This window comes from Pseudomonas sp. BMW13, from assembly GCF_013357275.1.
Taxonomy (GTDB): domain Bacteria; phylum Pseudomonadota; class Gammaproteobacteria; order Pseudomonadales; family Pseudomonadaceae; genus Aquipseudomonas; species Aquipseudomonas khazarica.
The window spans coordinates 271,944-284,818 of record NZ_SUKD01000006.1 but is presented as its reverse complement, the minus strand read 5'-3'; the positions used below and the strand labels follow the sequence as shown (position 1 = coordinate 284,818).

General features: G+C 67.2%; 13 protein-coding genes. 10 read left to right on the top strand and 3 right to left on the bottom strand.

Annotation, left to right across the window (positions count from 1 at the left end):
• Nucleotides 1-18 precede the first annotated feature (18 nt).
• The 3 genes from E4487_RS07665 to E4487_RS07655 all read right to left on the bottom strand — a co-directional run bounded on the left by E4487_RS07665 (nucleotide 19) and on the right by E4487_RS07655 (nucleotide 3,484).
• Nucleotides 19-1,350 carry an MFS transporter gene (locus E4487_RS07665; RefSeq protein ID WP_037046921.1) on the bottom strand — a complete coding sequence of 444 codons (1,332 nt, stop codon included), beginning with the start codon at nucleotides 1,348-1,350 and terminating at the stop codon, nucleotides 19-21.
• A 196-nt stretch (nucleotides 1,351-1,546) separates the two neighbouring features.
• Complete coding sequence (hemH, locus tag E4487_RS07660) at nucleotides 1,547-2,569, bottom strand: ferrochelatase (protein WP_175253058.1); 1,023 nt, start codon at nucleotides 2,567-2,569, stop codon at nucleotides 1,547-1,549.
• Between the two features lie 12 nt (nucleotides 2,570-2,581).
• Nucleotides 2,582-3,484: a TIGR01777 family oxidoreductase gene (locus tag E4487_RS07655; protein WP_037047408.1), complete on the bottom strand. Its 903-nt coding sequence runs from the start codon at nucleotides 3,482-3,484 to the stop codon at nucleotides 2,582-2,584.
• Between the two features lie 191 nt (nucleotides 3,485-3,675).
• Between E4487_RS07655 and E4487_RS07650 the strand changes: the two genes are divergently transcribed.
• The 10 genes from E4487_RS07650 to E4487_RS07605 all read left to right on the top strand — a co-directional run bounded on the left by E4487_RS07650 (nucleotide 3,676) and on the right by E4487_RS07605 (nucleotide 12,846).
• Nucleotides 3,676-4,662 carry an NAD(P)/FAD-dependent oxidoreductase gene (locus E4487_RS07650; RefSeq protein ID WP_175253057.1) on the top strand — a complete coding sequence of 329 codons (987 nt, stop codon included), beginning with the start codon at nucleotides 3,676-3,678 and terminating at the stop codon, nucleotides 4,660-4,662.
• Complete coding sequence (locus tag E4487_RS07645; protein WP_047592395.1) at nucleotides 4,659-4,889, top strand: TIGR02450 family Trp-rich protein; 231 nt, start codon at nucleotides 4,659-4,661, stop codon at nucleotides 4,887-4,889. Before E4487_RS07650 ends, E4487_RS07645 begins: the two co-directional genes overlap by 4 nt.
• A gap of 139 nt (nucleotides 4,890-5,028) precedes the next feature.
• Nucleotides 5,029-5,979, top strand: a complete 951-nt coding sequence (locus E4487_RS07640; RefSeq protein WP_175253056.1) for a DUF523 and DUF1722 domain-containing protein — start codon at nucleotides 5,029-5,031, stop codon at nucleotides 5,977-5,979.
• A gap of 4 nt (nucleotides 5,980-5,983) precedes the next feature.
• Nucleotides 5,984-6,940: a MerR family transcriptional regulator gene (locus E4487_RS07635; protein WP_175253055.1), complete on the top strand. Its 957-nt coding sequence runs from the start codon at nucleotides 5,984-5,986 to the stop codon at nucleotides 6,938-6,940.
• On the top strand, nucleotides 6,928-8,364 hold the full coding sequence (gene phrB / locus E4487_RS07630) for a deoxyribodipyrimidine photo-lyase (RefSeq protein ID WP_175253054.1): 1,437 nt from the start codon (nucleotides 6,928-6,930) through the stop codon (nucleotides 8,362-8,364). Before E4487_RS07635 ends, phrB begins: the two co-directional genes overlap by 13 nt.
• Complete coding sequence (locus E4487_RS07625; RefSeq protein WP_175253053.1) at nucleotides 8,361-8,783, top strand: nuclear transport factor 2 family protein; 423 nt, start codon at nucleotides 8,361-8,363, stop codon at nucleotides 8,781-8,783. Before phrB ends, E4487_RS07625 begins: the two co-directional genes overlap by 4 nt.
• Nucleotides 8,780-9,535 carry an SDR family oxidoreductase gene (locus E4487_RS07620; RefSeq protein ID WP_175253052.1) on the top strand — a complete coding sequence of 252 codons (756 nt, stop codon included), beginning with the start codon at nucleotides 8,780-8,782 and terminating at the stop codon, nucleotides 9,533-9,535. Before E4487_RS07625 ends, E4487_RS07620 begins: the two co-directional genes overlap by 4 nt.
• The gene (locus E4487_RS07615; RefSeq protein ID WP_175253051.1) at nucleotides 9,532-10,779 is read left to right on the top strand and encodes an NAD(P)/FAD-dependent oxidoreductase; all 1,248 of its coding nucleotides are present in this window, start codon (nucleotides 9,532-9,534) and stop codon (nucleotides 10,777-10,779) included. Before E4487_RS07620 ends, E4487_RS07615 begins: the two co-directional genes overlap by 4 nt.
• Complete coding sequence (locus E4487_RS07610) at nucleotides 10,779-11,579, top strand: DUF1365 domain-containing protein (RefSeq protein ID WP_037046901.1); 801 nt, start codon at nucleotides 10,779-10,781, stop codon at nucleotides 11,577-11,579. The genes E4487_RS07615 and E4487_RS07610 overlap by 1 nt, the downstream gene beginning before the upstream one ends.
• Nucleotides 11,566-12,846, top strand: coding sequence for a cyclopropane-fatty-acyl-phospholipid synthase family protein (locus tag E4487_RS07605; RefSeq protein WP_175253050.1), 1,281 nt, complete (start codon nucleotides 11,566-11,568; stop codon nucleotides 12,844-12,846). The genes E4487_RS07610 and E4487_RS07605 overlap by 14 nt, the downstream gene beginning before the upstream one ends.
• Nucleotides 12,847-12,875: the final 29 nt, after the last annotated feature.

Below are 12,875 nucleotides of genomic sequence, written 5' to 3'. Positions count from 1 at the left end.
GCCCGGAAAAAAACCGCCTCAGGCGGGACTGGCTGCCCACTGCTCCAGGCGCACCACGCTCTCGCGATAGGGTTTGAGGCTCTTGGCCAGCAGGGTGATCGACATCAGCACCGCGAGGGTGGTGACAATCAGCAGCGAGTAGCGCAACGCAGCGTCGTCGGCGAAGACGAAATCGGTCACCAGCGCCACGGCGGTGGGCCCCACGCCCAGGCCGAACAGGGTGATGACGAACAGGTAGATGGCCGAGGCCTGGCCGCGCATCGAGTTCGGCATGATCTCCTGAATCGCCGCCGGGGCGACGCCGAACGGCATGCTCAGGCAGAACACCGTCGGCGCCATCAGCACACTGGCCCAGAAGGCACTGTCCATCAGCGGAAACAGCACCACCATCGGCAAGGCGCCCAGTGCGGCATAGAGACCGACGCGCATGTTCGCGTCACTGCGCCCGCGCTTGGCCATCCAGTCCGCCAGGCGTCCACCGAAGACGATCCCCAGGCAGCCGAACACCGCGACGATACTGCCGTAGACGATGCCGACCTGGCTGGCATCCCAGCCATAGGTGCGGATGTAGAACGTCGGCACCCAGGCCGCGCTGCCGTAGCCTGCGAACGCCAGGCCGGCAAAGCCGAAGTTGTGCAGCAACACGGTCCGCCGGTTGGCGCGAATGTAGCGCCCGACCTCGCTGAGCGGCACCGCCACGCCAGCGCCGGCACCGCGTCGTGCTGGCTCCTTGACCGCCATCATCAGCAGGGTGAAGGTCACCCCGGCAGCGCCGAGGATGAGGAAGATCAGCTGCCACGGACGCACCTCGCCCAGTAGCGGCAAGGTCACCTCGCCCTGCGCCGAGGCCAGCTGGATGACCAGGCCACCGACCAGGAAGGCCAGCCCCGAGCCCAGGTAGACCCCCATCGAATAGACACTGATCGCCGTGGCGCGGCGCTCGGCAGGAAAGCTGTCGGCGATCAGCGAATAGGCGGCAGGCGACAGTGCCGCCTCGCCGACACCGACGCCGATGCGGCAGAGCAGGAACTGCCAGTACATCCTGGCCATGCCGCAGGCAGCCGTGGCCGCGCTCCAGAACAGGATGCCCACGGCGATCAGGCCACGGCGGCTGCGGGTGTCGGCCACACGCCCCAGCGGAATGCCGCAGACGGTATAGAACAGGGCGAAGGACAACCCCATCAGCAGGCTCATCTGCGTGTCGTTGATCGCCAGATCGCGGCGGATCGGCTCGACCAGCAGGTTGAGAATCTGCCGATCGACGAAGGACAGGACGTACGCCACCATCAGGATGGCGACAGTGACCCAGGCGCGGGTACTGGAGGGATAGCCGTTATTGTTGTTATGCACGGACGCTCTCCTCGGCACCGCGTGACGCGATGCGCGGCGGTTGAATAGAGGCGCCAGCTTAGGACGATATAAAGAGCGGTGAGTATCGCCCGAAGGTGTTATCAGGTCGGCGAATGCTTCATACCCGCCGAGGCGAATGGTCCGATCAGGCACGCCGCGCCTGCAGCCGACACGGCGTTGCCAGCTGAGCGGCGGCTCAGATCATCAGGGGCGCCCGTTCGCACAAGGTCTTCAGCGCCGCGACCCAATCCGCGTGGTCATTCAGGCAGGGCACCAGTTGCAGGCTCTCGCCGCCGGCCTCGACGAACTGCTCGCGGCCACGGTCGCCGATCTCTTCGAGGGTCTCGATGCAGTCGGCGACGAAGGCCGGGCACATCACCAGCAGCTTCTTAACGCCCTGCGCGGCCAGTTCGTCGAGCCGGGTCTCGGTATAGGGTTCGATCCATTTCGCCCGGCCCAGGCGCGACTGGAAGCTCACCGACCACTGCTCCGGGCGCAGGCCCATGCGCTCGGCGAACAGCTCGGCACTGCGCAGGCACTGGGCGCGATAACAATGCGCGAGCACCTGCGGCGACGCCGTGCGGCAGCAGTCGTCACCTTTCAGGCAGTGACCACTCGGGTCGAGCTTGTGCAGGTGACGCTCGGGCAGACCGTGGAAACTCAGCAGCAGGTGATCGAAGCCCTGCTGCAGATGCGGCTTGGCGCTGGCGACCAGGGCATCGAGGTACTCGGGCTGGTCATAGAACGGCGGCAGGCTGGACAGGCGCAGGTCGAGACCGCGCTCGCGCACCACCCGCCTGACCTCTTCGATCACCGTGGTGGTGGTGCTGTCGGCGAACTGCGGGTACAGCGGCGCCAGGGTGACCTGGCGAATGCCCTGCGCAGCCAGGCGCTGCAGGGTCGACTCGATGGACGGCTGGCCATAGCGCATGGCCAGTTCGACCGGGCCGTGCGTCCAGTGCGCCTTCATCGCTTCCTGCAGGCGACGGCTGAGCACGATCAGCGGCGAACCTTCCTCCCACCAGATCGAGGCATAGGCATGCGCCGAGGCCGCCGGGCGCTTGATCAGGATCAGCGACACCAGCAGGCGACGCAGCGGCCAGGGCAGATCGACCACATAGGGGTCCATCAGGAACTGGTTCAGGTAGCGGCGGACATCGGCTACTTCGGTAGACGCGGGCGAACCCAGGTTAACCAGCAACAATGCGTGATCGGTCATGCGAAATCCTAGTCATTGATGGCTCAGCAGGTCGACCAGAGCCACATCCAGATGGGTGAAACGAAAACTGAAGCCCGCCTCGAGCAAGCGCCTCGGCAGTGCACGCTGGCCGCCAAGCAGCAGCTCGGACATCTCCCCGAGCGCGGCACGCAGGACGAACGCCGGCGCCGGCAACAGGGTCGGGCGGCTCAGTGCCTGGCCCAGCGCCCTGGTGAACTCGGCGTTGCGCGCCGGGATGGGCGCGCAGGCATTATAAGGACCGCGGGCGTCAGCGTGCTGCAAGAGAAAATCGATCAGGGCGATTTGATCGGCGATATGGATCCAGGGCATCCATTGCCGGCCATCGCCAAGCCGGCCGCCGACGCCCAGGCGAAATGGCAGGAGCAGGCGCTTGAGCATGCCACCATCGGCACTCAGCACCAGACCGGTGCGCAGCAGCACCACGCGCATGCCCAGTGCCTCGGCACGCAGCGCGGTTTCCTCCCAGGCACCGCACAGCTGTGCAGCGAAGTCCTCGGTGACCGGCTGGGCGCTCTCGTCCAGCTCGCGCTCGCCGCCGTTGCCGTACCAGCCCACCGCCGAACCCGACAGCAGCACGGCGGGACGCTGCTCGCGAGCCTGCAGCCAGGCCAGCAGCTGTTCGCTGAGGCCGATACGGCTGGCCCACAGCAGCGCCTTGCGCTTGCTGCTCCAGGGACGGTCGGCGATCGGCGCGCCGGCCAGGTTGATCACCGCATCCAGGGGCTCCTCGCCCAGCTCCTCGAGGCGGGCGATGCCGCGGACATCCGCGCCGCAGAGCGCCGCGACCTTGCCCGGCTGGCGGCTCCAGACGGTGAGACGGTGACCCTGTTCGGTCCAGTGGGCGCACAACGCACGACCGATCAGGCCGGTACCGCCGGTCAGCAGGATATGCATGGCATCGTCCTCGCATGGCATTGGAAGAAACTTCGCCTTTAGTCTGGTTTATGACGCGCACAGGTGCCGCGTTTGTCCTAAACCTAAAGCAAGGGAGCAGCACTTTCGGCGACAGCTGTACATGAAAACATTCTTGTATAGCTTTTGTCCAAACCGTAGCCTGTAATGCATTCAGCGCTGACGAGGTAACCATGAACGCACCCATCGCCATCATCGGCACCGGTATCGCAGGGCTTTCCGCCGCCCAGGCCCTGCATGCCGCCGGGCTAGAGATCGAACTGTTCGACAAGAGCCGTGGCAGCGGTGGGCGCATGGCCAGCAAGCGCAGCGATGCCGGCAGCCTGGACCTCGGCGCCCAGTACTTCACCGCGCGTGACCGGCGCTTCGTCGAAGTGGTCCAGCAGTGGCAGGCCCGTGGCTGGGTCGCGGAATGGACCCCGGGCCTTTACAACGCCCGCGATGGCCTGCTCAGCGCCTCGCCGGACGAACAGCTGCGCTGGGTCGGCAGCCCGCGCATGAGTGCCATCACCCGCGCCCTGCTCGGCGCGCTGCCGGTGAAGTTCAGCTGCCGCATCACCGAAGTCTTTCGCGGTGATCGCTACTGGAGCCTGCAGGATGCCGAGGGCAACAGTCACGGCCCCTACAGCCACGTCATCATCGCCACGCCGGCGCCACAGGCCAGTGCCCTGCTGGCCGCGGCGCCGAAGCTCGCCGGGGCTGCCGCCAGCGTGATCATGGAGCCGACCTGGGCCGTGGCCCTGGGCTTCGACACGCCACTGGATACGCGCGTCGAAGGCTGCTTCGTGCAGGACAGTCCGCTCGACTGGCTGGCGCGCAACCGCAGCAAACCCGGTCGCGACAATCGCCTGGACACCTGGGTGCTGCACGCCAGCAGCGCCTGGAGCCGGCAGCACCTGGACCTGCCCAGGGAAGCCGTGATCGAACAGCTGCACGGCGCCTTCGCCGAGCTGATCGGCTGCGCCGTACCGCCACCGAGCTTCACCCTCGCCCACCGCTGGCTCTACGCGCGCCCGGCGCAGACGCACCAGTGGGGGGCGCTGGCCGATGCCGACCTGGGTCTGTACGCCTGCGGCGACTGGTGCCTGTCCGGCCGGGTCGAAGGGGCCTGGCTCAGCGGCCAGGACGTCGCCCGGCGGCTGCTCGAACACCTGCAATGAGCCCAGCCGAGAAACGCCGGCTCAACCCACGCAAGCTGCTGCTGTCGAAATGGACGGCCGTGCAGCCGCGCAATCGCGAGCGCCATTTCCTGGTCACCGAATTGATTCGCGACGAAGACGACAATGTCCTCGCGGTCGAACTGCAGGCGGTGCTCACCCGCCGCAGCCAGCACCTCGACTGGCGGCAGCTGCAGGATACCGAGCGCTGGCTGCAAGGCTGGCGCTGATAGCTGTCAGCGCATCATCAGCCGCGACCAATAGCGATACAAAAGCTGTACAAAGAATTTGACTTGTACAACAACACCTCTAAGATAAACAGAAATTGTACACGGACAGCCTTGTGTACAAGATCTTGGAGGTCTGGTCATGCACGCGAGCAAAGCCAAGCTGGGGATAAGCGCCTGCCTGCTGGGGGCCGAGGTCCGCTATAACGGCGGCCACAAGCTTTCACGCCTGTGCAGCCGCAGCCTGACCGAACACTTCGATTTCATCCCGGTGTGCCCGGAGGTCGGCATCGGCATGCCGATTCCGCGCGAGCCGATCCGCCTGGTCGGCGATCCGCAGGCACCGCGTGCGGTCGGCACGGTCGACCGTTCACGTGACGTCACCGACGCCCTGGCGGCCTACGCCGAACGGATGGCCAGCGAACTGCAGGGCATCAGCGGTTACATCTTCATGCAGCAGTCGCCGTCCTGTGGTCTGGAGCGGGTCAAGGTGTACCAGGAGGGCGGGCGCCCCAGCGAACCGGGACGTGGCATCTTCGCCGCCGCGTTCTGCGCACGCCACCCGGACCTGCCGGTGGAGGAAGACGGGCGCCTCAACGACCCGGTACTGCGCGAGAACTTCATTACCCGCGTCTACGCCCATGCCGAATGGCAGCGCCTGCTGCAACAGGGCCTGACACGGCGCGCCCTGATCGCCTTCCACTCGCGCTACAAATACCTGCTCATGGCCACCGACCCCATGCGCTACAAGTCGCTCGGCCGCCTGCTCGGCCGGCTCGCCGACTATGACCTCGCCGACCTGGCGCCGCAGTACTTCAGCGAGCTGATGAGCGCACTGAAGAAATGCGCCACCCGTGGCACCCACAGCAACGTCCTGCAGCACCTGAGCGGCTATCTCAAGCGTGCCCTGAGCGCCGACGAGAAGCAGGAAATGCAGCAGCTGATCGGCCAGTACCGCGACGGCATCGTGCCCCTGGTGGTGCCCCTGACGCTGCTCAAGCATCACTTCCGCCGCCATCCGGACCGCTACATCGCCGAGCAGGCCTACCTGCAGCCGCACCCCGAGCCACTCAGCCTGCGCAACGCGTTGTAGCACCATGAGCCACGAACGCAGCGCCGCTGCAGACAGCGGCCAGGACTATCGCCAGGCACTCGACGAGGGCTACCTGCCGATTCGCGAAGTGGCGCGCAGCACCGGCGTCAATGCCGTGACCCTGCGTGCCTGGGAGCGGCGCTACGGGCTGATCGTGCCCTACCGCACGCCCAAGGGTCATCGTCTCTACTCGCCGGCCAATCTCGAACGCATCCACGCCATCCTCGCCTGGCTGGCACGCGGCGTCGCGGTGGGGCAGGTCAAGGCCCTGCTCGACCATGGCCAGCAACCCCAGGCCCTCGGCAACGACAACTGGTCGCGCCAGCGCAGCGAGCTGCTGGGCTGCATCGCCGAGTTCAACGAACGGCGCCTGGACGAACGCTTCAACGCCGCGCTGGCGCTGTACCCGGTCAACACCCTGGCAGGACAGCTGCTTTGGCCACTGCTCGGCGACCTGCGCCAGCGCTGGCAGGGCCAGTTCTGCGCCCGCGCCGAGCAGGTGTTCTTTCTCTCCTGGCTGCGCAGCAAGCTGGCCACCCGCATCTATCACAGCAACCGCCAGGTCGGCGGCGCCCCGCTGCTGCTGGTCAACCTGGGCGAGGCGCCCATGGAGCCGGGCCTGTGGCTGTGCGCCTGGCTGGCCAGCGCCAGCGACTGCCCGGTGGAAATCTTCGACTGGCCACTGCCGTACAACGAACTGCTCACCGCGCTCGAGCATATCGCCCCTCGCGCGCTGCTGCTGTACGCCGAGCAGGCCCTGGACGGTGTGCAGGTGCGCCGCCAGCTGCCACGCCTGGCCGAACAATGTCCGGTGCCGCTGCTGATCGCCGGCCCCGCCACTCACATCCATCGCGACGCCCTGAGCGAACTGCAGTCGGCCAGTGATCCGCTGGCCGCCCACGCCTGGCTGCTGCGCCACGGCCTGCTCGGCATGCACGAGGTAACCCCATGCAACGACTGATGTGGTTGCGCAGCGACCTGCGCACCCAGGACAACACCGCTCTCAGCGAGGCCATGCTGAGTGGTCCGACCATCGCCCTGTACCTGATCACTCCGCAGCAGTGGCAGCGCCACGACGACGCGCCGTGCAAGGTGGACTTCTGGCTGCGCAACCTGGCCGAGCTGCAGCGCGCGCTGGCCAGGCTCAACGTGCCGCTGCTGGTGCGCCACTGCGCGGACTGGAGCGACGCCCCCGCCCAGCTCGCCGAGGTCTGCCACCAGCACAACGTCTGCGCCGTCCACGTCAACGAGGAATACGGCGTCAACGAGAGCCTGCGCGACCAGCAGGTCGCCGCCTACCTCAGGCAGCAGGACATCGCCTGGCACAGCCACCTCGACCAGCTGTTCTTCCGGCCCGGCAGCGTGCTGACCCGCTCCGGCAGCTACTTCCAGGTCTACAGCCAGTTCCGCAAGGTCTGCTACGAGCGCCTGCACAGCGCCCTGCCCGCCTGCATCGCGCCACTCAGGCCGCAGGCGCCACTGGCCATCGCCAGCGACCCGATTCCCGAGGCGGTAGCCGGTTTCACCACGCCCGGTGCCAGCCTGCGCGAGCTGTGGCCGGCCGGCGAAGACGCGGCCCAGCAACGCCTGCAGCGCTTCGCCGATGAACAGGTGAGCGAATACGATCGCCAGCGCGACTTCCCGGCCCGCCCCGGTACCAGCCAGTTGTCGGCCTACCTGGCCGCCGGCGTGCTGTCGCCACGCCAGTGCCTGCATGCAGCCCTGTCCGCCAACCAGGGCGAGTTCGACAGCGGCAACCCCGGCGCCGTCACCTGGATCAACGAGCTGCTCTGGCGCGAGTTCTACAAGCACATCCTGGTCGGCTACCCGCGCGTCTCGCGCCATCGCGCCTTCCGCCTGGAAACCGAGGCCCTGCGCTGGCGTGATGCCCCGCAGGAGCTGGCCGCCTGGCAGGAAGGGCGCACCGGCCTGCCGCTCATCGATGCCGCCATGCGCCAGTTGCAGGCGACCGGCTGGATGCACAACCGCCTGCGCATGGTCGTGGCCATGTTCCTGACCAAGAACCTGCTGATCGACTGGCGCGAGGGCGAGCGCTTCTTCATGCGCCAGCTGATCGACGGCGACCTCGCCGCGAACAACGGCGGCTGGCAGTGGAGCGCCTCCACCGGAACCGACGCCGCGCCGTACTTCCGCATCTTCAACCCCATCAGCCAGTCGCAGAAGTTCGACCCCGACGGCCATTTCATTCGCCACTGGCTGCCGGAGCTGGCCTCGCTGAACAAGCGCGACATCCATGACCCGGCGGCACTCGGAGGTCTGTTCGCCCCCTCCGGCTACCCACGGCCGATCGTCGACCTGTCGCGCTCGCGTGAACGTGCGCTGAGCGCCTTCAAGGACCTCAATGCGCGGGAAGTGCCGGCATGAGCGAGTTCCTGCGTGGTTTCGCCGAGCGCTTCGCCGCGCTGGACAAGGACAGCCTCGACCAGCTGGACGAGCTGTACAGCGACGACGTGCGGTTCCAGGACCCGCTGCACGAGGTACAGGGCCTCGGCGCCGTGCGCCGCTACTTCGCCGAGCTGTATGCCAACGTCGACGCGCTGCACTTCGAGTTCCACTGTTTCGATCAGGTCGCCGACGGCGAGGGCTACCTGCGCTGGACCATGCGCTATCGCCACCCACGCCTGCGCGGCGGCGAGGAGATCGCGGTGGCGGGCTGCTCGCACCTGCTCTGGCGCGAACGCGTGTATCGGCACCGTGATTACTTCGATGCCGGCGCCCTGCTCTACGAACACCTGCCGCTGCTCGGTGGCGTGATCGCCTGGTTGAAACGGAGGCTGGCATGAAACGCATCTGGCTGACCGGGGCGAGCAGCGGCATCGGCGCCGCTCTGGCCGAGGAACTGTTGCGCGGCGGCCATCGCCTGGCGCTGAGTGCCCGCAGCCAGGCGCCGTTGCAGGCATTGGCCGCACGCTACGGCGAGCAGGTGCTGGTAGTTCCTGGCGATCTGACCGACGCCGGTCAGGTGCGCGCCATCGGCGCCGCCATCGCCCGGCACTGGGGCGCACTGGACTGCGCGATCCTCAATGCCGGCACCTGCGAGTACATCGACGCGCGCCAGTTCGAGGCGGCGATGATCGAACGCGTGGTCAGCGCCAACCTGTTCTCCGCCAGCCACTGCATCGAGGCGGCGCTGCCACTGCTGCGCCAGGGCCACCGCCCGCACCTGGTCGGCGTCGGCAGCTCGGTCACCTACCTGGCGCTGCCACGCTCGGAGGCCTATGGCGCATCCAAGGCGGCGCTGCGCTACCTGCTGCAGAGCCTGCGTGTCGATCTGGCAGCGGAAGGCATCGATGTCACCCTGGTCAGTCCGGGCTTCGTCGACACCCCGCTGACGCAGCAGAACGACTTCCCCATGCCCATGCGCTGGCCGGTCGAACGCGCCGCCCGGCACATCGCCGCGCGCCTGCCGCGACGCCCGCACGAGATCGCCTTTCCCACCCCCTTCATCGCCGCACTGCGACTGCTCGGCAGCCTGCCCAGCAGCCTGCAGCTGGCCATCGGTCGCCGCCTGGCACGCAACGAGGACACCCCATGAAGATCGCCATCGTCGGCAGCGGCATCGCCGGGCTGACCTGTGCCTACCTGCTCAATCGCAAGCACGACATCCAGGTGTTCGAGGCCAGCGACTGGATCGGTGGCCACACCCACACCGTCGATGTGCAGGTGGAAGGTCGTCGCTATGCCATCGACACCGGCTTCATCGTCTTCAACAACTGGACCTACCCCAATTTCATTCGCCTGCTCGGGCAGGTCGGTGTGGCGTTCAAGCCTACCGAGATGAGCTTCTCGGTCAGCGACCCGAGCAGCGGCGTGGAATACAACGGTCACGACCTCAACAGCCTGTTCGCCCAGCGCAGCAACCTGTGGTCGCCGGCGTTCTGGGGCATGCTGCGCGACATCCTGCGTTTCAATCGACAGTCGCTGGACGACCTCGCCAGCGACCGTATCGACGCCGACACCACGCTCGGCCAGTACCTGCAACGCAACGGCTACGGGCGGCGCTTCATCGAGCACTACATCGTGCCCATGGGCTCGGCGATCTGGTCGATGTCGCTGGCCGACATGCTCGGTTTCCCGCTGCAGTTCTTCGTGCGTTTCTGCAAGAACCACGGCCTGCTCTCGGTCAGCGACCGCCCGACCTGGCAGGTGATCGAGGGTGGCTCGCGCAGCTACGTGGCGCCGTTGACCGCCAGCTTCGCCGAGCGCATCCGCCTCAACTGCCCGGTCAGCCGGGTGGTGCGCGACGACAACGGCGTGACCCTGCACAGCGCGGCCGGCGAGGAGCGCTTCGACAAGGTGGTGTTCGCCTGCCACAGCGACCAGGCCCTGGCCCTGCTCGACCAGGCCAGCACGGCGGAACGGGATATCCTCGGCGCCCTGCCCTACGCCAGCAACGACGTGGTCCTGCACACCGACACCCGCCTGCTGCCCGAGCGCCCGCTGGCCTGGGCCAGCTGGAACTATCGCCTGGGCGGGCCGAGCGACCAGCCGGCCGCCGTGACCTACAACATGAACATCCTGCAGGGTATCGACAGCGCGACCACCTTCTGCGTCAGCCTCAACCAGAGCGCCGCCATCGATCCGGGCAAGATCCTCGCGCGCTTTCGCTATGCCCACCCGCAGTACAGCCTGGCCGGCACCGCCGCCCAGGCCCGCTGGCAGGAGCTGCAAGGCGCGCAGAACAGCTACTTCTGCGGCGCCTACTGGGCCAATGGCTTCCACGAGGACGGCGTGGTCAGCGCACTGCGCGTGGCCCGCGCCTTCGGAGAGACGCTGTGATGCACAGCGCCCTGTACAGTGGCTGGGTGCAGCATCGCCGCTTCGCCCCGCGCGCCCATGCGTTCCGCTACCGCATGGGCCTGCTGTACCTCGACCTGGACGAGCAGGCGCAGCTGTTCGCCCTCTCGCCGCTGGCCGGCTCGGGCCGCTGCGCGCCCTTCGCCTTCCGCGAGCGCGACTACCTGCCCGTGTTCACCCGCCAGGGCATGGCCCTGCACGAAGCGGTGCGCAACCTGGTGCAGGAGGCGCTGGGCGTTCGCCCGCAAGGGCGCATCTGCGTGCTGACGCAGCCGCGCAGCTGGGGCCTGGCCTTCAATCCGGTCAGCCTCTTCTACTGCCATGACGACGACGATCGTCTGCTGGCGATTCTCTGCGAGGTCAGCAACACCCCCTGGCGCGAGCGCTATCACTACGTGGTACCCGCCAGCGCCGACGGCCACCAGCGCATTCGCGTGGCCAAGGCCTTCCATGTCTCGCCCTTCCTGCCACGCGACCTGGAATACCGCATGAGCTTCAGCCCGGTCGGCGAACGCCTCGGCCTGCACATGGCCGACTGGCAAGGCGAGCGCAAGCTGTTCGACGCCAGCCTCAGCCTGCACCGCCAGGCCCTCGACCGCGCCGGCCTGCACCGCTACCTGCTGGGCTTCCCCTGGATGACCGGCAAGACCCTCGCCGCCATCTACTGGCAGGCGCTGCGCCTGTTGCTCAAGCGCATGCCGATTTTCGACCACACGCCTGCGGAAGGCCGCTTCCGCGTTGCCCGCCCACAAGTGAAGGACATGCCCCATGAAAAGCTCTAGCCTGATCGCCAGCAGAAGCCTGGTCCGCAGCGGCAACGGCATCGGTGCCGGTCTGCTGCGGCGTGCCGTACTGCGCCAGCTGGCCAACCTGCGACACGGCCTGCTGCTGGTTCATGAGGGCAGCGAGGTGCTGCACTTCGGCACGCCGCAGAGCAGCCAGCGAGCCGAGATCCGGGTCAACGATCCGGCAGTCTGGGGCCTGGTCGCCGGCAATGGCTCGATCGGCGCCGGCGAGGCCTACATCCATGGCTACTGGAGCACCCCGGACCTCACCGCGGTGGTGCGCATCTTCGTCGCCAACCTCGACGTCCTCGACGCCATGGAAAGCGGCCTGGCACGCCTGGGGCGACCGCTGATCCAGGGCCTGCACTGGCTCAATCGCAACACCCGGCAGGGCTCGCGGCGCAACATCGCGGCGCACTACGACCTGGGCAACGACCTGTTCGAGCAGTTTCTCGACCCGACCATGATGTACTCCGCAGCGATGTTCCTGCGCGGTGACGACAGCCTGCAACAGGCGCAGCTCAACAAGCTGCAGCGCATCTGCGAGAAGCTCGCGCTGCAACCGTCCGACCACCTGCTGGAGATCGGCACCGGCTGGGGCAGCATGGCCATCTACGCCGCCAGCCAATATGGCTGCAGGGTGACCACCACCACCCTGTCGCGCGAGCAGTACGCCTACACCGAACGACGCATCCGCGAGCAGGGCCTGGAGGATCGCGTCACCCTGCTGCTGGAGGACTACCGCGACCTCGAGGGCCAGTACGACAAGCTGGTCTCGATCGAAATGATCGAAGCCGTCGGCCATCGTTTCCTGCCCACCTACTTCGAGCAATGCGCGCGCCTGCTCAAACCCGAGGGGCTGATGCTGCTGCAGGCCATCACCATTCGCGACCAGCGCTATGAGCAGGCCCGCCAGTCGGTGGACTTCATCCAGCGCTACATCTTCCCCGGCGGCGCCCTGCCGTCGATGCACAAGATGCTGGAAGTGATCAGCCGCCACACCGACCTCAACCTGCACCACATGGAGGACTTCGGCCTGCACTATGCGCGCACCCTGAACCTGTGGCGCGAGAACCTGAGCCAGGCACGCCAGCGCCTGGAGCAACTGGGCTACGACGACTACTTCTACCGCCTGTGGGAGTTCTACCTGTGCTACTGCGAGGGCGGCTTCCTCGAGCGCACCATCGGCACCGCACAGCTGCTGCTGGCCAAGCCCGGCGCCCGGCCGCTGCCGCAGTACGTGCAGCCCTCGACGTTGGCCTGAGCAACCAAGTGACCTAGACTGCCCGGCCC

Bases quoted from the DNA above. Each gene is read 5' to 3' on its own strand.
- hemH (WP_175253058.1), bottom strand. From the start codon at position 2,569: ATGACCGATCACGCATTGTTGCTGGTTAACCTGGGTTCGCCCGCGTCT.
- E4487_RS07655 (WP_037047408.1), bottom strand. From the start codon at position 3,484: ATGCATATCCTGCTGACCGGCGGTACCGGCCTGATCGGTCGTGCGTTG.
- E4487_RS07650 (WP_175253057.1), top strand. From the start codon at position 3,676: ATGAACGCACCCATCGCCATCATCGGCACCGGTATCGCAGGGCTTTCC.
- E4487_RS07645 (WP_047592395.1), top strand. From the start codon at position 4,659: ATGAGCCCAGCCGAGAAACGCCGGCTCAACCCACGCAAGCTGCTGCTG.
- E4487_RS07640 (WP_175253056.1), top strand. From the start codon at position 5,029: ATGCACGCGAGCAAAGCCAAGCTGGGGATAAGCGCCTGCCTGCTGGGG.
- E4487_RS07635 (WP_175253055.1), top strand. From the start codon at position 5,984: ATGAGCCACGAACGCAGCGCCGCTGCAGACAGCGGCCAGGACTATCGC.
- phrB (WP_175253054.1), top strand. From the start codon at position 6,928: ATGCAACGACTGATGTGGTTGCGCAGCGACCTGCGCACCCAGGACAAC.
- E4487_RS07625 (WP_175253053.1), top strand. From the start codon at position 8,361: ATGAGCGAGTTCCTGCGTGGTTTCGCCGAGCGCTTCGCCGCGCTGGAC.
- E4487_RS07620 (WP_175253052.1), top strand. From the start codon at position 8,780: ATGAAACGCATCTGGCTGACCGGGGCGAGCAGCGGCATCGGCGCCGCT.
- E4487_RS07615 (WP_175253051.1), top strand. From the start codon at position 9,532: ATGAAGATCGCCATCGTCGGCAGCGGCATCGCCGGGCTGACCTGTGCC.
- E4487_RS07610 (WP_037046901.1), top strand. From the start codon at position 10,779: ATGCACAGCGCCCTGTACAGTGGCTGGGTGCAGCATCGCCGCTTCGCC.
- E4487_RS07605 (WP_175253050.1), top strand. From the start codon at position 11,566: ATGAAAAGCTCTAGCCTGATCGCCAGCAGAAGCCTGGTCCGCAGCGGC.